The following is a 21,575-nucleotide window of genomic DNA, read 5'->3' as shown; positions in this document are numbered from 1 at the left end:
GGCGGGGCCTTCCTTAGTCTATTTGCTTACGCCGCGTCTTCCAAAAGCTTTCCAAGCCGCGCCGCAAGCTCGCCGTTTCTGCGAAGGCCCGCCTCCACCGCGCCGCTAAAATCAGCTCCTGCGGCAAGCGCCGCAGTCATCGCCTCCGTGACGCCGCCCTTCGTCGAGACGTTTTTGAGTGCGTCGGGGCGGGCGGCTCCATGCGCTGAGGCGGCCGTTTCCCGTATCCACGGCGCAAGCTTCCCGCAGACAGCGTATCGCTGCGCCATCATTTGCAGCGCCGCCTCCACCTGCTTTGCCGGCGCCGCAACGTTCTGCAATATAGGAGGGATGCAGATGGCGACGGTGAAGGCGTCCAGCTCCTCCTCCAACGCAGCGTCAAAGACCGAAAGCCCCGCCGCTTCAAGCAGAGCGCGCGCCCAGCCGCCCGTTGGAAAGACCGCGCCAACGCCGCGTCCTTCGCCTATCGTCTCCGGCCCGCTGCACATCGCTCTTTTTACCGGCGCGGAAAATACCTTTGAAAGCATCCTGTTCGTCACCCCCGCCATAAACGAAAGCACCCTCGCCTCTTTTTTAAGCGCAAGGCCGGCAAAGGCGCCGAGCTCCTGAGGCCGCGCCGCTAAAATGAGAAAATCAGAACGCAGCGCAAGCTGCTTTGTCGAGTAGACGGCGACGCCAAGCTCACGCGCCGCCGCAAGCGTTCTTTCGCTGCCGGCGCATGATATGGCGATACGCTCAGGCGGCATCCCGTTTGCAATAAACGCCCTGCCGATAGAGCTTCCAAGGTGTCCGAAGCCCGCCATCCCTATAGTTTTTCCGCTTAAAAGATTTTCCGCGCCGTATATTGTGTCAGTCATCATCATTTTCCCCTTCAAAGTAAAAGCCATGCCCCCGTGCGCGCGCAAAAAGGCCCGCGGCCACGGCAGACGGATACATAGATATTCAACTTGCGCAGTGAACGAAGTTTTAAAGGCTGTTAATTGAAGGGACGAGGTCGAAAGCCGGGGGCGGTTTCGCCGTATTTCGTCATGTCTTTTTTCATAGCGTACTCACCCTGCCTTCCTAAAAGTCAGGACATGATATAACACCAAGCCTGTTATGTCAACAGACGACAGCCCGCACGAAGCGGGACCTGGTTACTTGCCATTCTAATTGATGTCCAATATTTTCAAGCTGATATTTAGTTCAGCAAATTAACAGTGTGTGTCGCGTATCACACGAACTCTTGGTGATACAACATCGCGGTATCCGTCCGGGATTCTGTATTCTTATGTGTAGTAAGATGTCTCAGTAAAGCGCGCACGCTGCTTACATAACAGAGTGCGCAGAAACTTTCTCCTGTAAGGGGGCAAAAATAACGGTAGGTTATTATTGGAGGAATGGCAGATGGGTAAACAATATGCGTACATAAGAGTCTCTTCCAAGGAACAAAATGAAGAGAGGCAACGAGCCGCGATGTTGGAATATGGCGTCTCGGTGGAAAATATCATTCTTGATAAACAGTCGGGCAAAGATTTTGAACGGCGCGGCTACAAAAGGTTGATGCGAAAAATAAAACAGGACGACGTTCTAGTGATAAAAAGTATTGACCGGCTAGGGCGTAATTACAACGAAATTCTTGAACAATGGCGGATTCTGACAAAAGAAAAACAGGCTGCAATCGTTGTATTGGATATGCCCCTTCTTAATACTCGACAGAGCCGAGACCTTACGGGCATTTTAATTGCTGACATAGTATTGCAACTGCTTAGCTACGTCGCGGAGACCGAGCGAGATTTCATCCGACAAAGGCAAGCTGAAGGGATCGCCGCAGCAAAAGCGCGAGGCTGCAATCTGGGCCGTAAACCCAAAGAGCGCCCCATGGAATTTGAAGCCCTCAAAAGCGCATGGGAAAGAGGGGAAATCTCTGCCAGATATGCTGCTCAGCGTCTTAAAATCAATCACATGACATTCAAGCGCTGGGTCTCTGGCTGCGGCAAAGAGCAATAACGGCGAAAAAGGTGTATCTTTTACACCACTATAAAAAAGCTAACAATATCGTTCCTCTTTTTTAAACCCTCTACTATTAATACAACGAATCAACATAAAAGTCAATAACTGAGTTAATGCTGTGCGGCGAAAAAGGTACACCTTTTTCGCCGCACAGCATTAGAAAACTTTGAAGAGGTTCGCATAACGTAATGGGAGGGGGATGGCAAAATGATAGGCTTATTTAAACATAACCAAATAGCTTATGAATCAGCGGCTTTAATGTTGAGAGAAAGAGGCAAAGCCGCCGTCATCCATCCTACCGGCACGGGGAAATCTTTTATAGGTTTTAAACTTGCGGAGGATAACCCCGAGGCCACTGTATGCTGGCTCTCTCCAAGCGAAAATATCTTTAAAACACAGATAGAAAACTTGCAGGCCACCGGAGGAGTAACGCCACGGAATATCCGTTTCTTCACCTATGCCAGGCTCATGCTGATGGGAGAGCACGAACTTTCAGCCCTTCGTCCCGCCTATATCATCCTCGACGAATTCCACCGTTGCGGTGCTCAGGCGTGGGGCGTAGGCGTGCGGAAGTTGCTTGACATGTACACAGAGTCGCAAATCTTGGGTTTCTCCGCTACGAACATTCGTTATCTGGACAATCAGCGCGATATGGCTGACGAGCTCTTTGACGGTAACATCGCATCACAAATGACGCTTGGTGAAGTTGTCGTGCGTGGCATCCTAGCCCCGCCAACTTATGTTATATCTCTTTATTCGTGTCAGAAAGATTTAGAAAGATATCAATTCCGCGTCAAGGGAGCGAAAAACAAAGTTGTTCGCGACGAGGCTCAGAAACGTCTTGACGCCCTTCGCCGTCAACTTGAAAAATCAGAGGGCCTAGATGTTATTTTCCAAAAGCATATAACTGATACCAATGGCAAATACATCGTATTCTGTTCCAACGTAGAACATTTGAAAGAGGCAATCTGTCACATACATGAGTGGTTTGGTAAAGTAGACAATAACCCGCGTATATACAAAGTATACGCCGACGATCCTGCAACGAGTAAATCATTTGCGGCTTTCAAGACGGATAAGAGCGCAGGATTAAAGCTCCTGCTATGCATTGACATGCTCAACGAAGGCGTCCATATAGATGATATTTCTGGCGTGATTCTATTTCGTCCCACGGTGTCTCCTATTATTTACAAACAGCAGATAGGACGTGCGTTGTCTGCGGGAAGTCCCCAAAAAACCGTCATCATTGATGTCGTGAACAATATCGAAAACCTTTACAGCATCTCCGTGCTACAAGAGGAGATGTGTTTTGCCATAGAATCATACAACGCTTTGGGAGAAAATTCGCTTGTCGTCAATGACAGCTTCACCATTATCGATGAGGCGCGCGACAGCAGGTTGCTCTTCAACGAACTAGAAGAGATGCTGTCCACCTCATGGGAAATTATGTTCAGCTACGCAAGGGCTTATTATAACGAACATGGCCATCTTGATGTTCCCAAACGTTATAGGACCCCGGAGGGGTGCTCCCTTGGTTCATGGCTCAACACGCAGCGCCTTGTGCGTTCCGGTAAGATTCCAGGCATTCTTGGAAATGATAGGATCGCCCAACTGGACAGTATTGCAATGCGCTGGAAGAATCGCTACGAGTACTTATGGGAAAGATACTATGATGCGCTCTGCCGATATCGCTCAAAGAACGGCAATATCGATATTTGCGCTGATTATGTGACCCCGGATGGACTTGAGCTTGGGAAATATCTTTGCAACCTCCGCCAGTCTAAAAACAACGGTAGGCGTGGTTGCTATCTTACGGACGAGCGTATCGCGGTTTTGAACAAACTGGGCATGATATGGGACAAACTTGACTATATATGGGAGAAGAACTACCTTGCCTGCGCGGAATATTACCTAATACACCATCATCTCAACATACCGGCAGGATATATAGATCCTAATGGGATGCGTATTGGGGCATGGGTAAGCAGAATGAGAAAGATAAGAAGCGGGAGGCTGTACGGCTCTGCCCCGCTCACTGCCTCCCAAATAGAACGACTTGATGCCATTCAGATGGACTGGGTTGACGCGTACACTCGCAGATGGGCATACGGCTATGAACAGGCCGTAGCCTACTATAGAGAGTTCGGTTCTTTAGACGTCCCACTGTCTTATGTCAATAAAAACGGATTTCCCCTGGGCGGGTGGTTAAAGAATCATGTCGATGTCAATTCTAAAACAGGTAGAACTTCGATCAAAGTCACGCCGGAACGCCGCGCGAAGCTGGACGAACTTGGTTTTAAATGGACAGCGGAAGATTCATGGCAGACACGCATCACGGCCTGCAGAGAGTACTTAATGGAGCATGGCGATTTGGCGATTCCAGCCCACTATGTGGTTGGTGGAATCTGGCTTGGAAAATGGCTCTATGAATGCCGGCGGATGTACCGAGGTGAACTAAAGGGCAAAAAATTGACCAATAGACAGATACAGCAGCTAGAGGAGTTGGGTGTTGACTGGCGCACACCGTTTGAACGGGCATGGTGCGAGAAATATAAGACAGCAGAGCGTCTACTTGAGGCAAGGGGCAATATCAATGTTGCAAACTGCTGCAAGGCCGAAGATGAAATCCGCATAGAACAATGGATGGCCAGACAAAAGATATTGTGCAAACATGGCAAACTATCGCGAGAGCAGATAGAGAAACTGAATGCTCTGAATATTACAAAAACGGCAACGCATAATAATCCGGAAAGGATGGTGTGGGGAGTTGAACAATAACCTACTTATCCTCGGAGCCGGAGTATACGGCATGATGGCAAAAGAAATTGCCATATCCATGAAATATTTCGACAAGATAGATTTGTTGGACGATAACAGTGCTCTGGCAATAGGGTGTCTTACTGACTACAAAAAATACTCCGGAGAATATGCATATACCGCCGTTGCTATCGGTGACGCTGATATTCGTCTGCGGTGGATAGAAAAACTGAGCAAAACCTTTTTACATGTCGCAATATTGATAAGCCCGCAAGCCTACGTCAGCCCTTCGGCGGTCGTAAAGAAGGGCAGCATCATTGAACCTATGGCCGTTATACAAACCAATACGGAGCTGTCCGTAGGTGTCATTGTCTCCGCAGGAGCAGTAGTGGGCCATAACGTCTTCATAGGCGACGGATGCCATATCAACTGTGGTTTCGTAGTCAGGCCGAATTCTGTAATCCTTGCCGGGACGAAGATGGGCTTTGGCGAAGTGGCGGGGCAAGATAAACAAAAATTTCTAAAAGATAAAGCGGAGGCAACTGTATGAAGCATATACCATTTAGTCCTCCGGATATCACAGAGGCAGAAATTAACGAAGTTATAAATACGCTGAAATCTGGTTGGATCACCACTGGCCCTAGAACAAAAGAGCTGGAACGTGCGATAGCAAAGCGCTGTCATACGTCAAAGGCTGTCTGCCTAAACTCTAACACGGCATGTTCCGAGATGACACTCCGACTTTTAGGCGTTGGGTCTGGTAGTGAAGTCATTGTCCCTGCTTATACATATACGGCAAGTGCTAGTGTTGTCGAACATGTTGGCGCTAAGATTGTCATGGTTGACTGTGCGCAAGACAAATTTACTATGGACTATGACCAGCTTGAATCCGCCGTAACAGAGAATACCAAAGTGATAATACCGGTGGATTTATTTGGCATCCCAGTCGACTATGACCGCATTAGGGAAATCGTAGAGAAAAAACGCGACATCTTCATTCCATCTAACAACAAAATACAGCAAGCGGTGGGCAGAGTAATAATCTTAGGTGATGCGGCACATTCTTTCGGAGCTTCATACAAAGGAGAACCGATAGGCTCCGTCGCCGATTTTACGGACTTCTCATTCCACGCCGTCAAAAACTTGACCACTGCCGAGGGTGGCGCAGTTACCTGGAACGATATTGCAGGCATAGACAACGAAGAACTCTATCACCGTTACATGTTGCTAAGTCTGCATGGACAAAGCAAAGACGCTTTGGCGAAAACGAAGCTTGGTACATGGGAATACGATGTGGCTGGGCTGTGGTACAAATGCAATATGACCGACATTCACGCGGCCATCGGGCTTGCCCAAATTAAAAGATACGATGCGATTCTTTCGCGCAGGAGAGAAATAGTAGAACGACTGGATGCAGCTTTCGCTGAGTTGCCGGTAGAAACAGCGAGGCATTATGCAAAAGAATATATCTCTTCCGGGCATCTCTATGTCATGCGGTTAAAAGGAAAAGACGTTAAAGAGAGAAACAGTTTCATTGAAAAAATGGCGGAAATGGGAGTGGCGACAAACGTTCATTACAAACCATTGCCAATGCACACAGCCTATCAGAAATTAGGCTTTAACATTGCCGACTACCCCAATGCGTATGAACAGTTCAAAAACGAAGTCACGTTGCCACTTCATACATGCTACACAGATGAAGAGGTAGCCTATGTAATAGAGTGTGTAAAAAGATGTCTGTAAGAAGAATGCTCAAAACATGGGAAGAGCTACCGGATTATATGAGGACTGAAGCTGTGCGTCCTTACTATGATCTTCTAATAGCAAAAAAAGAGGCCTTGCTCTTGAAGCGTGTATTCGACATTGTGTCAGCCAGTTTGATGCTCGTTATCCTTTCGCCGATAATCCTCATCATTTCGCTTGCGATAGTTATTGACGGAAAAGGCGGAGTATTCTTCCGTCAGGAGCGCGTCACGCAGTATGGTAAAAAATTTCGGATATTCAAATTCCGCACAATGATTGCCAATGCGGAAAAACTCGGGGCGCAGGTCACAGTAAAAAATGACGTGCGTGTTACGAAAATCGGCAAAATACTCCGGAAGTATAGGATGGACGAAATTCCCCAGCTCATCAACATCATAGTTGGTGAGATGAGCTTTGTTGGAACGCGGCCTGAGGTAGAAAAATATGTGAATAAATATAACGATGAGATGTACGCCACACTGCTTTTGCCCGCTGGAGTCACCTCGGAAACCAGCATCATATACAAAGACGAGGAAAAGTTGCTTGCCACGGCTGATTTTGTTGATGACGTCTATATAAGCAAAGTTTTACCAGGGAAGATGAAATATAACCTGAACAGTTTGAAAAATTTCAGCTTCTACAAAGATATACAGACAATGGCAAGAACAGTGCTGGCTATGGTGGAATGATGATAGAAACTAAATTCAGCGTTCTAATGTCGCTCTATATCAAAGAAAAGCCGGAATACGTCAGAGCCTGTTTTGAAAGCCTGTTAAGGCAGACTGTTCCAGCCGATGAATGGGTTGTTGTTGAAGACGGTCCATTAACGAACGAGTTATATTTACTACTTGAAGAATATAACAACAAATATCCTAACCTTATTAAACGAGTGCCATTAACTCAAAATCGAGGGCTGGGACTGGCGCTCAGAGAAGGAATAATACAATGTTCCAATGAACTTATTGCCAGAATGGATACGGATGATGTTGCAAGAAATGATCGCTTTGAAAAACAACTGAACGAATTTGTAAAAAATCCCAGTCTAGATATTTGCGGCAGCCATATAAGTGAATTTTATGATACCCCCGAAAAAATTATTGCAAGGCGTATCGTTCCACTTGTGGATAAAGAAATAAAAAAATACGAAAGAAGACGTGACGCATTTAATCATATGAGCGTTATGTATAAAAAAAGCACTGTTCTAAAAGCAGGGAATTATCAACACGCAATGTTGATGGAAGACAGCCTGTTGTGGATCAATATGATTCTGGCCGGGGCAACTTGTTGCAATATTGACGATTCTCTTGTTTTTGTAAGAACGGGAAAAGATATGTATGAACGCAGGGGCGGATTGGGATATTTTAGAAAATACCGCTCTGGCAAGAAAAGGATCCTAGAGACCGGGTACATTTCACAGTTGGACTATCTCTGCACGATATGGCTTCAATTCATCATAGCCACTATGCCTAATTCTTTACGAGAATGGGTATATAAAAGATTTTTAAGAAGCTAAGTAAAAAATAATCTATTAATTGGAGAAAACTGTATGCAAAGACTTAGCGAAAATGAGCTTAAGATACTACATCAAAGGATGCTGGAGTTACTTAATGAATTTGAAAGACTATGTAACATTCTCGAAATTCAATACATTGCCATTGGAGGCACCTTGTTGGGAGCAATTCGCCACCACGGTTTCATCCCATGGGACGATGATATTGATGTTGCGTTGAAACGAGAAGACTACGAAAAATTTCTTAATTTGGCCGCACGCGAACTAGGAAAAGAATTTTTTTTGCAAACATTCGAAACGGATCCTGGGACTACCGCATATCAAGCAAAGTTAAGACTTAATGGTACGTTGTTTATAGAGTCAAGTACGATAAAACGGAATATGCATCAAGGAATCTTTCTTGATATATTCCCGTTGGATGAGATACCACGAAACGGCGATGAATCAAAAAAATTTTGCAGACAATGTTTCTTTTGGGAACAACTATTCGTGGCCAAAAATACTTATAAGACCATGGGGTCGGTTGATGATCTAAAAGGTCTAATGCGCGCAGCCATTAGAGCCGCTTTATTTGTTCTGATGAGGCCAATACATAAAAAATTTATTTATTATAAATTAGATACCACACTGAAACGATATAGAGATTGCGGAAGTGGAAAGTTGACACTGCCAAGTGGTTATGGATATAAAAAGTACCTAACTACATCAGAAATTTACCCCATAACAAGGCAAGAGTTTGAAACCACAACAATATGTGCGCCGCAAGACTATGACGTTTTTTTGCATAGGTTGTTTGGAAATTATACGCAGTTACCACCTGAAAAAAAGCGGTATGGGCATAGGCCTTACAAGATTAAGTTAGATAAGGAGTAAGTTGATGATAATTAACAATGTGTATCCACATCCATACTACTATTTGTTTCTTCAATAAAATACTTTGAATGTTCTCTATCAGCTGCATACATTATAGATACGGGTAATCTAGTAAGGGAAGCAACTAATATTTATATAAATAGGAGGATATGATACATGATTATAGGCTATACAGCAGGCGTGTATGACCTGTTTCACATTGGACATGTAAACCTTCTCAAGAATGCAAAAGGAATGTGCGATAGGCTGATTGTTGCTGTCACAGTTGATGAACTTGTGCTTTATAAAGGTAAAAAGGCTGTAATTCCATTTAGTGAGCGGATGGAGATTGTGAGAAGCATAAAATTTGTTGATGCTGTAGTCCCTCAGTACGATATGAACAAGCTGGAAATGTGCAAAAAGTTAAAAGCAAATATTATGTTTGTGGGTGACGATTGGTATAATACTCAAAAATGGCAAGAATTTGACAAACAATTTTCACAAGAAGGGATTCAAATAATTTATTTCCCCTACACTCAAGGCACAAGTTCAACAATACTAAACCAAACACTGCTGAAACTTCGTAGCAGTTCACTTTAGCAACCGTGAAGCTAGGGCATACTGTCTTATAGTGAAGAGTTTTTTTGCTATATGCACAAATAGCAAATGCTATGAGATGAATAACCGATATGGAAAAGGGAGTGAGTGAAATGAGTGTAGATAAGGATTATTGTATGAGCTCCTACTTAGCCTTTAGGTATATTGAAGATGACATGAAAAATTTCTATATAGGGATGCGTCATGAGAGCATCCCCCCCGTATCGGATTCGGAGAAACTATTTGTACGTAGTGCGAATGACATTAATCGTATGATTGAAAATCAATTTTTAAAAATATGCCACAAGAAACTAGGTATCCTCCTTTCTGGGGGGATGGATTCTGCGATTCTTGCTTCGTACATGCGCGGGTGTGATGCATATACCTTTAGATTTTTGGGAGGCGAATTTCAAAAGGAAGAGTTACAGCGTGCTAAATATTACGCTGAATGTTACGACTTAAATCTACATTATATTGATATTACGTGGGCTACAGTGGAAAAGAATCTAGATGCTGTTATGGAGGCAAAAGCAGCTCCCGTCCATTCTATTGAACCTCAAATTTTACAAGGAGCTATTGAGGCTCAATCGGATGCTATCGAAATGATGATTGTTGGGGAAAGTAGCGATCTTTTGTTTGGGGGCATGGATGGACTACTTGCATGTGATTGGACCTTTGATGCATTTATGCAACGCTATATCTTTACTCAACCGGCAGAGGTTCTAGCAAATCCTGTTGGGGTGGAATATTTGTTTGAACGATATCGTACAAAGGGGCACTGTATAGATTTTTTACTATTTATGAAAGATGTGTTTGCAATTGAGAGTTCTAGTAGTTACTGGAACGCCTTTTCTGCAGCTAATATGCCATATTATGATCCATACGCTCGCCTTGAAATGGTGGACACTCTTGATCTCTTTCGTGTACGTCATGGAGAACCTAAATATCTAATTCGCGAACTTTTTTCTATGAAATATCCTGGGATGCCTATTCCCGATAAGATTCCCATGCCTCGACCTGTAGATATGTACTTTGCAGAATGGCAAGGCCCTAAACGTCCAGAATTTAAGAAAAACCTTGATATAACTAAATTTTCTGGCAACCAAAAATGGCAAATCTGGTGTTTGGAGCAGTTTCTCAACAAGTATGAGCCTAGATAGTGTCCATTGTTGTTGCTGTAGTGAGAGGGCAATAGAATTAATATGGAAAATTATATTTCAATTATAATACCGGTATATAACAGTGAAAATAAAATCAGCCGTTGCTTAGAATCTTTGAAGGCTCAGACATGCCATTCCTTTGAGGTTATTTTTGTTGATGATCAGTCGTCAGACAATACCTTAAGGGTATTATGTCATTTTAAGAATGAAGTTTCTAGTTTATTTGCAGTATCTGTTTTTAGAAATAAACTCAATCTTGGTCCCGGCCCAACGCGGAATTTTGGAGTAAAACAAGCTAAAGGAAATTATATCCTCTTTTTAGATAGCGATGATTATCTGGCTCATAATACTATTGGTCTGTTAATAGACACTATCGCTCGTGTAAAAGCCGAAGCCATTATATTTGATGTTTATTTTGAACGATGCGGGGGTAATAGACAATATATGATAAATAATATTGTCTATAAAGATGAGCCTTCTTGTTACATCTCTATTGAAAATGCCATTAAGCATACCGGTGCTGCGATTCATGGAAAAGCGTTTTTGCGAGATATGCTCATTGAGCATAATATTGAATTTGCTAATCTAATGAGAAATGAAGATTTGGTTTTTACTAAAGTTGCTTTCGCCTTTTGTAATAAAATTTATTACCTACGTAATGCGTTGTATTACTATGTGCAATGCGATCATTCGATAATGCATGACGATAAACTGATTTCAGTTGAATCTTCTATAGTAGCTTATAGAGAAATAGAGAAAAGATTGGCCGGCAGGTTTGATTATGAACTAAAAGTACTCTATGTTAGGGAGGTCATATATTCAAATATTATAAAGAGATTTTATTTAGGAGCCACAATAGATGAAATAAAAAAAGAATTAAATGTTATTAATATAAAGGCTTTGCTTGAGCCAATAAAGAAAGACGCTGTTTTTTTCTCACGGTTCCAGAGGACATATTTATTCTTGGCTAAATATTCGTTTGTCAGTCTCTTGTCATTATTAGCTAAAGTAAAAAAATTTATTAATAGTAGATGAGAACGTTAGACAAACCAGGATGGTGAAAAAATGAAGTTTTCTATAATAATCCCTGTATATAATAAAGCATCAACCGTGGAGCAAACTATAAAAAGCGTATTAAATCAGACGTATACCAACTATGAGTTGGTAGTTGTTAATGATGGTTCTACCGATGGCGTAGAAGATGTTCTTAAACAATATATAAATGAGCAAGTGGTTATTGTGAATCAATCTAATTCAGGAGTTTCGTGCGCTCGCAATACTGGTATAAAAAAGAGCAACGGGGAGTATATCTGTTTTTTAGATGCAGATGATATATGGAGACCAAATCGCCTAGAGACATTAGTTAGGATGATAAAATCCTACCCGGGGGAAAAATTATTTGCAACGCCAGTGGAAATAATCCTTCCTAACGGGAAAAGGGTACATACAGGGCGGTTTCTTAAAGAAAATTTGAAAGATATGGTCTTAATAGAAGATTTTTTTGACTTATATCTAAGATACTCTTCGATTGTATTCAATACAGATACAATTTGTATTCATAAAGATGTGTTTAAGAAAGTGGGGTTATTCGAACCTGGCGAAACAATCGGAGAAGACACGGATATGTGGTTTCGAGCAGCTGCATATTACCCAATTGTCTTTGCTAAAGAGACAACAGCTGTTTATAATCGCATGGAAAGTACTGCCACCAAAAATGATGCTTGGACTTATTCGTGGCGATTTGCGAAAAGGAATGGGGATATATTGAATGATAGTGGAATATCACAGGTGAAAAAAAAGCATATTCTACGTGTGATAGATCGATATCATATGTCTTGTTGTAGAAGGGCACTCTTTGAAGGTAGTAGGTCAGAAGCAATCGTGTTTCTAAAATCCGTCCATTGTAAAAGAAATTGGCGTTACGCAGCTACATTAATGTGCTTTTGTGTCCCACATAGACTACTAAAATTAGCAATTTGCTAGGATGAACAGATAAAGTGACAGTTTATATCGTTTCTTTTGTTATTAATATTGTTGTTGGCGTTTTAGTCTTTTGTGGAGCGCCTACAGGTGCTCAGTGGAGCCTTAGAAAAAAATTTTATGCCTTATTTTCAATACTTCAATTTACTTTTTTGGCAGGATCGCGTGCCGAATCTGTTGGTTGGGATACAGAAACCTACTTTGTTATATTTAAAATCATAGATTCTAGCCCCGGTTTGACAGGCGCTCCTTGGATTGAAAAAGGGTTTGTTGCACTGTGTAAGGGAATCGCTCTTTTGGGGGGAGATGCAAGAACACTGTTGTATGTATGTAGTTTTGTGACAGTATCATCATGTGTATTATTTTTTTATAAATATTCGAATAGTTTGTTGTATAGTATGTTTGTGTTTATTTCTCTGCCCTATTATTACACATCGTTCGATATTTTAAGGCAATATCTAGCATTTTCTATTTTTTTATTTGGGTATAGCCTTGTGAGACAAAGAAGATTTTTTTTCTTTACTTTATTGATAATTCTTGCAAGTTTTTTTCATAAGTCAGCCGTTCTTTTTATCCCTTTGTATTTTATGTATAATATTAAATGGACGCATTTTAAAATTTTATTTATTATAGGGACGTCCATTTTGTTATATTTTTATCTGACCCCCATGGTACTGTGGAGCCTCAATGCAATAAACAGCGCCTCTATATATTCGAAGATAGGGTTTTGGGTAGGTGAATTTAGCGGTGGGGTAAAGACTTGTGTGATGTATTTTGTCATACTGGTGACGTTATGGTTTAATTTAGGGCAGTGTCGTATAAAAATTGGCAATGAATTTTTCGGCTATGCCATACTATTAAGTATGTGTGCGCTTCTCTTTGTTAACATGAGAATGCTTACAAGGATGATGATGTTGTGTATTCCATTTGTCGCCGTCGCTATTCCTCAGATTCTCTTGCCAACTCCTAGACAAGTGTGTAAACAACAATCTCCTCTAATTGTTTTTGATAAAATGGTGTTTAATCTAATTATAATTTTAATATGTACAATTTATCACGCTTTCATGCTAATTACTAATTGGCAAAATATAGTTCCTTACAAATTTCTCTAAACACACGGAGCTATCCTGTATTTTATAGACAATAAATTTATAATCTAAATGCACTGTATAGAGGTGATATTTGTATAGATCAAGCAACAAAATGTCGGTTACAATTTATAAAAATAGCTTGTCAAAAATTAATAACATTTTATGGTTTTGATATTTATATTATGTACGCGAAGGAAGGTATGTTTTGTTGAAAATAGGTATTCTCACATTTCATTGTGCAAAAAATTATGGTGCAATACTTCAAGCCTACGCGTTGCGTTCGCTTTTAACGCATTTGAGTCCGGCAGCGGATACTACCATCATCAATTATCGTCCAGATTCTCTTATCTTGCCTTATATACCACAGCTCATGTTGCCTGCAAAATATGACTTGGGGGTAAAAAATAAACCTAAAGAGTTTTTGAGAAGATTATTGTCAATAAAGAATACGCGGCCGGATTTTCTGTCTTACAGGGGCAACCGCAACATTTATCGGCATATATTAAATTTTTAAAGAATAATAGTCCCGAAAATATAACCATGGGTAATAATGCGCGTCGTCTATATGAAGATAAATATTCAAAGTCTAATAATATAAAAAAATTTACTTGCCTAATAGAGCAAGTGATTAGAGGTATGTAAGATGTCCAAAAATAAAACTCTTTTAATAACCGGCGGCACCGGTTCTTTCGGCCACGCAGTGCTGGACCGTTTTCTCTCAACCGACGTAGCGGAAATTCGTATTTTCTCCCGTGACGAGAAGAAACAGGATGAGATGCGCACTGAATATCAGAACAACGAAAAAATCAAGTTTTATCTAGGCGACGTTCGTGATATCCAAAGTGTCAAGAATGCCATGCACGGCGTAGACTATGTATTTCATGCGGCGGCTCTGAAGCAGGTACCCTCGTGCGAATTTTTTCCGCTTGAGGCTGTAAAGACCAACGTCATTGGTACGGAAAACGTTCTTACCGCATGTATTGAATTCGGCGTAAAAAAGGTGATTTGCCTTTCTACGGATAAAGCCGCATACCCTATAAACGCCATGGGAACTTCAAAAGCAATGATGGAAAAGGTCGTAGTGGCTAAATCCCGCACCATATCTCAGGAGAAGACACTTATCTGCTGCACTCGTTACGGCAACGTCATGGCCTCTCGCGGCTCTGTCATCCCGCGCTTTGTTGAGCAGATAAAAGCAGGGCAGCCCCTTACACTTACCGAGCCTGCCATGACTCGTTTCATCATGAGCCTTGCCGAGGCAGTCGAACTTGTTGTCTTTGCGTACGAACATGCGAACAGCGGCGACATCATGGTCCAAAAGGCCCCGGCCTGCACAATAGAGGTGTTGGCTCAGGCAATAAAAGAACTCTTCGCCCCGGAGACGGAAACACGCGTCATAGGTATACGACACGGGGAAAAAATGTACGAGACTCTGCTCACCAAAGAAGAAGCCGCTCACGCGGAAGACATGGGAAACTTCTTCCGCGTCCCTTGCGATAAGCGCGACCTGAATTATGAGAAATATTTTGACAATGGCAGTAAAAAGGCCGTAACTGTCACTGAATTCAACTCTGAAAATACCGAGATACTCAACGTGGAAACAGTCAAGCGCAAGTTACTCGCATTAGATTATGTAAAAACAGAGTTAAACTCATGGAGAAACAGATAATGAAAATACTAGTGACCGGCGCTAACGGATTCATAGGCAGAAATCTCATTACAGAGCTTCGCAGCCACGGCTATACGGATATATATGAATATGATATAGACAATACCGAAGACGAGCTTGACGCCTTCACGGCCGACTGCGGCTTCATCTTCCATTTGGCCGGAATCAACCGCCCCCAAAATCAGGAAGAGTTTATGCAGGGCAACTTCGGCTTCACAAGCGTCTTATTAAATAAACTGAAACGTTACAACAACAAATCTCCAATAATGCTCTCTTCCTCGATACAGGCGGAGCTTGATAATCCCTATGGTAAAAGCAAAAAGGCTGGCGAAGAGCTTCTTTTTGAATATGCGAAAGAAAACGGCACGCAAGCTTATATATACCGTTTTCCCAACGTATTCGGTAAATGGTGCCGCCCAAACTACAACAGCGCTGTAGCAACCTTCTGTCACAATATAGCAAATGGGCTGCCAATAAAAGTAAATGACAGAAATACGGCCGTAAACCTCGTATATATAGATGACATACTGAAAGAACTGCGTGACCTTCTTAATGGCAAAGCCAATATAGACGCCGCGGGTCGTTGCTACGTACCCATCACCTACACCGCTACATTAGGGCAGATAGCCGACCTGCTTTACTCTTTTAAAGATACGCGCGCACTTTTGTCTATCCCGGATATGTCCGACAACTTTACGAAAAAACTTTACAGCACCTACCTCAGTTACATCCCCACAGACCAGTTTGCCTACCCTCTGAAAATGAATATTGACAGCAGAGGGAGCTTTACAGAAATGATAAGAACAACCGACAGAGGACAATTCTCCGTCAATATAACCAAACCCGGAATAACCAAAGGCAACCACTGGCATCATACTAAGAATGAAAAATTCGCCGTAGTAAGCGGAAATGCCAAAATATCATTCCGCAGGCTGGGGACAAACGAGATAATAGATTATAATGTCTCTGGAGATAAAATTGAAATAGTTGATATTCCGACTGGTTATACCCACAGCATCACAAACACTGGTACTTCTGACCTGATAACGTTTATGTGGGTAAATGAACCGTATGATCCAGACAGACCGGATACCTATATCGAGCTGGTATGTCTATAAGAAATGAGAGATGAGCATCCAATGACCAGCAAGTTAAAATTGATGACAATACTGGGTACAAGGCCAGAGATAATAAGACTCTCTGAAGTGCTAAAAAAGTGTGACCAATACTTTGACCACATCTTAGTTCATACTGGACAGAACTGGGACTATGCATTAAATCAAATTTTCTTTGACGATCTTGAGCTTCGTGCCCCTGATTACTACTTGGAATCAGTTGGAGAGACGCTTGGTGATACAATAGGTAATATTATTTCCAAATCCTATAAATTAATGTCGCAGGTCAGGCCTGATGCCCTTTTGATACTGGGTGATACGAATTCGGCCTTGTCGGCCATTGCGGCGAAGAGATTAAAAATCCCTATCTTTCATATGGAAGCTGGAAACAGATGCTTTGACGAAAACCTTCCGGAAGAAATGAACCGGAGGATCGTGGATCACATTGCCGATGTCAATATGTGCTATAGCGAGCATGCAAGAAGATACCTCAACGCGGAGGGACGCCCTAAGGAAAGGACATTTGTAACGGGCTCTCCTATGGCTGAAGTATTGGCGGCAAACCTACACAAAATAGAATCAAGCTCAATCCTAGAAACACTAGGATTAGAAAAACAAAAATACATACTTCTTTCTGCCCATAGGGAAGAGAATATAGATATCGAAAAAAATTTTTTCGCCCTCATGAATGCGGTGAACGCTATGGCAGAAAGGTATGACATGCCTGTGATTTACAGCACGCATCCTAGAAGTGCTAAATTTATAGATTTACGCAACTTTAGATTTCATCCCAATGTAAGAAGCCTTACGCCATTTGGTTTCTCCGACTATAACTGTTTGCAAAAAAATGCTTTTTGCGTTGTCTCTGATAGCGGGACGCTCCCGGAAGAATCGTCCTACTTCAGATGTTTTCCTGCCGTTTGTATAAGAACAAGCACCGAAAGGCCAGAGGCTTTAGATAAGGGGAACTTTATTCTTGGCTCAATAACTGAAGAAAATGTTTTACAAGCGGTAAATGTCGCAGTTGAAATGCAAGATAATTGTGATTTAGGGGCAGCCGTTCCAGATTACGTGGAAGAGAATGTTAGCGTAAAAGTTGTGAAAATCATCCAAAGCTACACAAGTGTTGTGGATAAGGTGGTGTGGAGGAAAGCCTAACGTAAATGCACATAAGCAAGTTATGAGGATGAAACAAAACTTTGCATATTGGAGAACATAAGAAATGAAGATATTATGGGTAACAAATGATTTAAAACCGTATACAAATGCGAATTCAGCAATTGTTTATAAAATCTCACGTTATTTGTATCACAAGTACGGGATAAAAGTTGTCTTGTTGGGCTACCAGTCGGCCTCTATTGTGGAGTCTAAGCAAAATGAGGAATTTACGACCTACTACATAAAGGAGCAATATAATTATAAAAAATTGATACCTCCTTCTCTCCCCACTTATTTGAAAATTTTATATTTAATATTTCACCCGTCATGTCTGATTCGTAGGATATTACGTACTCTTACAAGATATCCACAATGTCGAGAGTACCAAAGACATATAAGAACAGTTTTACTGAAGGAGCCAGATATTGATTGTATTCTGTGTGTAGCTAGCCCCTACGATACAATTTGTGCTGGTGTCAAAGAACATGGTAGCATTCCGTTAATTAGTTATAAGTTGGACCCTTGGGGGTCTCACTATTTACACAAAAATGATATTCGCTATAAAAAGGATGAAGATTTGGCTGATTCTCAATGTGCTTATATTCTTGTTACGCCCCAAATCTATCAAGAATATAAATCGCTTAAGCAACCTAATTTGTTATTACATAAAATTCGATCATGCGAGTTTCCAAATATTGAGAAACCGAATGGAATAGTAGAGAAAGAGGCGTGGTGTTCTCAAAATATGAGAAACTGTGTTTTTGTTGGCCAATTATACGATGATATTAGAAGTCCAGCTTTTTTATTTAATCTCTTTAATAAATTGAATATTAATCAGATCCCTGTCTTATTACATATAGTTGGCAATTCAAAAACGCAAAAATATCAATCTACTCTATCTCCTAATGTTATCTTACACGGGAGGGTGTCCCCTAAAAAAGCAAGTGCATATATACAGCATGCGGACATCCTAGTAAACATTGGAAACACTATTCCAAATCAAATGCCTAGTAAGGTGATAGAATATATTGCATCCGGAAAACCGATTCTTAATATATGTAAAATAGCTCAATGTCCCACATTACGTTATTTAGAAAAATATCCTGCTTCACTAACAATTATGGAGGCCGAGGGCATAAATGATAAAACATTATCAAAAGTCACAGATTTTTGTATGACTAACAAACATAAGGACATTTCTTTTGAAGAAATTAAAAATCTATATCCTAAATGCACGCCTGAATATGTTGGAGATACAATTTTTCATATCATAACTAGCATAATAAAAAATAAGCGTAAGTGTGGCTGAAAATATGACTAGAACGAAGAAAACTTTTATCTCTGCGTTGGCTTCTATTTTGAATTTTGCGATATCTGCCATGTCGGCATTAATTCTTGCCAGAATTATGATGTTACGGCTAGGCTCTGATTATAATGGATTAAATGCGATTGTTACTCAATTTTTATCAATAATTACACTGATAGAAGGTGGTTTTACAACGGCTTCTTTAGTCGCCTTATTTTCACCTTTTACGCAGGGTAATATTAAACGTATGAATGAGATACTTGCAGAAAGCTCTTATAAATTTAAAAAAATAGCTCTATGGTCGTTACTAGTGGGTACTGTCGGGGCAATTGTCTATGGGGCTTTTATACAAACTAAAATTTCTTACGTTACCATTGTGGCAGTCTTACTCATTTCATTATTATCTACAGTTTTCCAGCTTTTTTATACCACGCGCTTTCGCCTTCTATTTCAAGTTGCGCAAGATGAATATGTATATACATTTGTCATGATGTGTACAAATCTAATATGCCAAATCTCTATGATTGTTTTATTATATAATACAGGAAACATTATTCTGATACGGTGTGTTTATTTACTATTTACGTGTGTTGCAGGATGGGCTACTAAAATGTGTTACAATCGTTTATATCCGTATGCCACCCAACTTGAGAAATGGGATGGAGTATCATATATATTTGGAACGACAGATGTAATGGTTGGCAAAATTGTTAGTGTTGTGTATTCCTCCTCTTCCATTTTATTTATATCGATTTTTTCTAATACGGCAATGGCTAGTGTTTATTCAGTTTATTTTTCAATAATAAGCATGCCATCATCAATAATCAATATATTTATATCAGCGCCACAAAACGCGCTTGGGCAGATTCTTCATGAAGGAAACCCCGCGAAAATTATTTTGATAATGAATGAGTTTGAATTTTTAGTTATTTTATTGTTAACCATATTATTTGCTCCGCTAGGAGCTGTTATCTTACCTTTTATGTCCGTTTATACCCAAGGAATAACAGATGTTCAATATCTTAATACCAGGCTAGCACTACTATTAATATTAATAGCCTATACACAACTTATACATATTCCAAGTGGGTTGTGCCTCATTATGGGAGGCCATTTTAAAACGGCCAGAAATATTCAATTAATAACACTAATTATTTTGACTGTTGGGAATATTACCTGTGGCATAACTTGGAGTTTTTATGGGATTTTGACGAATACTTTATTTTGCAATTTGATGCTAGCTTCAATGGAAATTGTATATGTGCATGTTAAATTATTACCTGGGACACTGAAATGTTTTTCTACAATGTTTATTCCTAATATGTTTTTAACTCTATTTTTAAGTATATTATTCTCTCCTGTTGCATTGAGATATATTCATGGATATTTATCATTCTGTATTGTAAGTTCTTTGCTGACAGGGATAGCTTGTTTGATAGTTTTATTTTTTAACTTTGTGTTTATGAGAAGTCAATTGCTTGGTATTTATAAACGCTTATGCTCTGTGTTCTAGAGGTAAGGTAAGGGGGTGCGGACAAAACCCTGGACTCCACCTAGGGGGTGCAATAGATGTATTCGGAAAAACAGGTAAACGCAGCATTATCGCTTTATGATCAACTGGGCGCAATTACGGCGGTGATCAGAAGTCTTGGCTATCCATAGTCAGAGGAGTGTATTTCCAATGCAGGGGCGCTTTTAAAGGCCCTGTACCTTGCAACCTTTGAAGCAACTAAAAAATGGAGTCTGCCAGTTTGCAATTGGCGAAGCATTCTTGGAGAATTGACCGTAAGGGACGAAGAGCGGATGCCAGAATAGCTCTCATTACGCAAAAGACGTCCAGTGTCTTATTGATACTGAACGTCAAATTGGTTAATAATTTTCTTGGGACTGAAGACTAACTTTAGCCCAGATTATCTGGGATTTCGGCAGAAGGATATAGTTACAGAGTTTGATTCCGAGGCTCGCTTGTGCGCGTTTTGTATGTTATTTTTTCTTCTTCGCACTCCACTGGGCCTCTAGTTTTTCAAGCTCTTCGGCGGTCACTTTTTTGTAACTTTTTGGCTCTACGAAGAACGACGGGTTCTGCGGGCCCATCTTGATTTTTTTGTATTCGTAAGAGACTGTCCCGCTTGGGTTTGCCGTCTTTACCGGGACGGGGAAGTCGGAGCGACGCCACTCGTAATATTTGTCCTGCGTCTCGCCCTTGTTGTATTTTACCGTAACGAGGTATTTGCGCAGCCTGTAGCTGTCCACCTCTTCAAAGCCGAGGTCTTCGCGCGACAGGTCGCCCGTGTTTTTTGGAAGCGCGGCGGTGCCGGAGCCTATGCTTACGGGGCCTGCGAATGCTTCTTCGACGTAGACTCTGTGCTTCGGAAAGACTATCCACATCACCTTTTTGTCGGCGCGCGTCACCTGTATGGCCTCGCTGCCGTCCACCTCGTAGCGCGACATTTCGCCTGAGATGTATATTTTCCCCTTCTGTATCTCGGCTCCGTCCTTTTCAACAAACTCCGCGCTGAAATCGTAGGCAAAGGCCCGGCCCGCGAAGACAAGAAGCAGCATGGCCGCGCAGCACGCCAGTTTTCTATAATTTTTACACTTCATCCACAGTTACCTCGCTTATCAAAATTTCCGCGCGCGCCGAA

19 protein-coding genes are annotated in these 21,575 nt (G+C 41.4%); 17 read left to right on the top strand and 2 right to left on the bottom strand.

From position 1 onward, the window contains the following. Window positions 1-26: 26 nt before the first annotated feature. Entirely contained in the window at window positions 27-857 is an 831-nt protein-coding gene (locus tag RRY12_08285; GenBank protein MEG2184659.1) for an NAD(P)-binding domain-containing protein, read from the bottom strand. Between the two features lie 529 nt (window positions 858-1,386). On the opposite strand from RRY12_08285, the gene RRY12_08280 reads away from it, so the two are divergent. The 17 genes from RRY12_08280 (at window position 1,387) to RRY12_08200 (ending at window position 20,443) form a co-directional block, all read left to right on the top strand. Beyond that, window positions 1,387-1,989 (top strand): recombinase family protein, encoded by a 603-nt coding sequence (locus tag RRY12_08280; GenBank protein MEG2184658.1) that lies wholly within the window; start codon window positions 1,387-1,389, stop codon window positions 1,987-1,989. 210 nt (window positions 1,990-2,199) lie between these two features. Further along, window positions 2,200-4,770, top strand: coding sequence for a Helicase associated domain protein (locus RRY12_08275; GenBank protein MEG2184657.1), 2,571 nt, complete (start codon window positions 2,200-2,202; stop codon window positions 4,768-4,770). Further along, a complete protein-coding gene (locus RRY12_08270; GenBank protein MEG2184656.1) occupies window positions 4,760-5,299 on the top strand; it encodes a hypothetical protein in 540 nt (179 codons plus the stop codon). The genes RRY12_08275 and RRY12_08270 overlap by 11 nt, the downstream gene beginning before the upstream one ends. Then, window positions 5,296-6,492, top strand: a complete 1,197-nt coding sequence (locus RRY12_08265) for a DegT/DnrJ/EryC1/StrS family aminotransferase (protein MEG2184655.1) — start codon at window positions 5,296-5,298, stop codon at window positions 6,490-6,492. Before RRY12_08270 ends, RRY12_08265 begins: the two co-directional genes overlap by 4 nt. After that, entirely contained in the window at window positions 6,483-7,181 is a 699-nt protein-coding gene (locus RRY12_08260) for a sugar transferase (protein MEG2184654.1), read from the top strand. Before RRY12_08265 ends, RRY12_08260 begins: the two co-directional genes overlap by 10 nt. Beyond that, window positions 7,178-8,005, top strand: a complete 828-nt coding sequence (locus RRY12_08255) for a glycosyltransferase (GenBank protein ID MEG2184653.1) — start codon at window positions 7,178-7,180, stop codon at window positions 8,003-8,005. The genes RRY12_08260 and RRY12_08255 overlap by 4 nt, the downstream gene beginning before the upstream one ends. A gap of 33 nt (window positions 8,006-8,038) precedes the next feature. Further along, on the top strand, window positions 8,039-8,875 hold the full coding sequence (locus RRY12_08250) for a LicD family protein (protein MEG2184652.1): 837 nt from the start codon (window positions 8,039-8,041) through the stop codon (window positions 8,873-8,875). Window positions 8,876-9,031: 156 nt separating this feature from the next. Continuing rightward, window positions 9,032-9,454 (top strand): adenylyltransferase/cytidyltransferase family protein, encoded by a 423-nt coding sequence (locus RRY12_08245; GenBank protein ID MEG2184651.1) that lies wholly within the window; start codon window positions 9,032-9,034, stop codon window positions 9,452-9,454. A 110-nt stretch (window positions 9,455-9,564) separates the two neighbouring features. Then, entirely contained in the window at window positions 9,565-10,611 is a 1,047-nt protein-coding gene (locus RRY12_08240) for an asparagine synthase-related protein (GenBank protein ID MEG2184650.1), read from the top strand. 42 nt (window positions 10,612-10,653) lie between these two features. Continuing rightward, on the top strand, window positions 10,654-11,646 hold the full coding sequence (locus tag RRY12_08235; GenBank protein ID MEG2184649.1) for a glycosyltransferase family 2 protein: 993 nt from the start codon (window positions 10,654-10,656) through the stop codon (window positions 11,644-11,646). 30 nt (window positions 11,647-11,676) lie between these two features. After that, on the top strand, window positions 11,677-12,594 hold the full coding sequence (locus RRY12_08230; protein ID MEG2184648.1) for a glycosyltransferase family A protein: 918 nt from the start codon (window positions 11,677-11,679) through the stop codon (window positions 12,592-12,594). 14 nt (window positions 12,595-12,608) lie between these two features. Beyond that, window positions 12,609-13,703: an EpsG family protein gene (locus RRY12_08225; GenBank protein MEG2184647.1), complete on the top strand. Its 1,095-nt coding sequence runs from the start codon at window positions 12,609-12,611 to the stop codon at window positions 13,701-13,703. 622 nt (window positions 13,704-14,325) lie between these two features. After that, entirely contained in the window at window positions 14,326-15,351 is a 1,026-nt protein-coding gene (locus RRY12_08220) for a polysaccharide biosynthesis protein (protein ID MEG2184646.1), read from the top strand. Beyond that, window positions 15,351-16,469 (top strand): capsular polysaccharide biosynthesis protein CapF, encoded by a 1,119-nt coding sequence (locus RRY12_08215; GenBank protein MEG2184645.1) that lies wholly within the window; start codon window positions 15,351-15,353, stop codon window positions 16,467-16,469. Before RRY12_08220 ends, RRY12_08215 begins: the two co-directional genes overlap by 1 nt. A 21-nt stretch (window positions 16,470-16,490) precedes the next feature. Continuing rightward, a complete protein-coding gene (gene wecB / locus RRY12_08210; protein MEG2184644.1) occupies window positions 16,491-17,624 on the top strand; it encodes a UDP-N-acetylglucosamine 2-epimerase (non-hydrolyzing) in 1,134 nt (377 codons plus the stop codon). 64 nt (window positions 17,625-17,688) lie between these two features. Further along, complete coding sequence (locus RRY12_08205; GenBank protein MEG2184643.1) at window positions 17,689-18,933, top strand: glycosyltransferase; 1,245 nt, start codon at window positions 17,689-17,691, stop codon at window positions 18,931-18,933. A gap of 4 nt (window positions 18,934-18,937) precedes the next feature. After that, the gene (locus tag RRY12_08200) at window positions 18,938-20,443 is read left to right on the top strand and encodes a hypothetical protein (protein MEG2184642.1); all 1,506 of its coding nucleotides are present in this window, start codon (window positions 18,938-18,940) and stop codon (window positions 20,441-20,443) included. Between the two features lie 470 nt (window positions 20,444-20,913). On the opposite strand, the gene RRY12_08195 is transcribed toward RRY12_08200, so the two are convergent. Then, a complete protein-coding gene (locus RRY12_08195) occupies window positions 20,914-21,534 on the bottom strand; it encodes a hypothetical protein (protein MEG2184641.1) in 621 nt (206 codons plus the stop codon). Between the last annotated feature and the right edge of the window lie 41 nt (window positions 21,535-21,575).

The sequence above is a fragment of the Cloacibacillus sp. genome, assembly GCA_036655895.1.
GTDB lineage: Bacteria > Synergistota > Synergistia > Synergistales > Synergistaceae > JAVVPF01.
This window is presented reverse-complemented; position numbering and strand designations above follow the sequence as displayed.

Bases quoted from the DNA above. Each gene is read 5' to 3' on its own strand.
- RRY12_08230 (MEG2184648.1), top strand. From the start codon at position 11,677: ATGAAGTTTTCTATAATAATCCCTGTATATAATAAAGCATCAACCGTG.
- RRY12_08235 (MEG2184649.1), top strand. From the start codon at position 10,654: ATGGAAAATTATATTTCAATTATAATACCGGTATATAACAGTGAAAAT.
- RRY12_08245 (MEG2184651.1), top strand. From the start codon at position 9,032: ATGATTATAGGCTATACAGCAGGCGTGTATGACCTGTTTCACATTGGA.
- RRY12_08265 (MEG2184655.1), top strand. From the start codon at position 5,296: ATGAAGCATATACCATTTAGTCCTCCGGATATCACAGAGGCAGAAATT.
- RRY12_08250 (MEG2184652.1), top strand. From the start codon at position 8,039: ATGCAAAGACTTAGCGAAAATGAGCTTAAGATACTACATCAAAGGATG.
- RRY12_08255 (MEG2184653.1), top strand. From the start codon at position 7,178: ATGATGATAGAAACTAAATTCAGCGTTCTAATGTCGCTCTATATCAAA.
- RRY12_08205 (MEG2184643.1), top strand. From the start codon at position 17,689: ATGAAGATATTATGGGTAACAAATGATTTAAAACCGTATACAAATGCG.
- RRY12_08220 (MEG2184646.1), top strand. From the start codon at position 14,326: ATGTCCAAAAATAAAACTCTTTTAATAACCGGCGGCACCGGTTCTTTC.
- RRY12_08215 (MEG2184645.1), top strand. From the start codon at position 15,351: ATGAAAATACTAGTGACCGGCGCTAACGGATTCATAGGCAGAAATCTC.
- RRY12_08280 (MEG2184658.1), top strand. From the start codon at position 1,387: ATGGGTAAACAATATGCGTACATAAGAGTCTCTTCCAAGGAACAAAAT.
- RRY12_08195 (MEG2184641.1), bottom strand. From the start codon at position 21,534: ATGAAGTGTAAAAATTATAGAAAACTGGCGTGCTGCGCGGCCATGCTG.
- RRY12_08240 (MEG2184650.1), top strand. From the start codon at position 9,565: ATGAGTGTAGATAAGGATTATTGTATGAGCTCCTACTTAGCCTTTAGG.
- RRY12_08200 (MEG2184642.1), top strand. From the start codon at position 18,938: ATGACTAGAACGAAGAAAACTTTTATCTCTGCGTTGGCTTCTATTTTG.
- wecB (MEG2184644.1), top strand. From the start codon at position 16,491: ATGACCAGCAAGTTAAAATTGATGACAATACTGGGTACAAGGCCAGAG.
- RRY12_08275 (MEG2184657.1), top strand. From the start codon at position 2,200: ATGATAGGCTTATTTAAACATAACCAAATAGCTTATGAATCAGCGGCT.
- RRY12_08260 (MEG2184654.1), top strand. From the start codon at position 6,483: ATGTCTGTAAGAAGAATGCTCAAAACATGGGAAGAGCTACCGGATTAT.
- RRY12_08285 (MEG2184659.1), bottom strand. From the start codon at position 857: ATGACTGACACAATATACGGCGCGGAAAATCTTTTAAGCGGAAAAACT.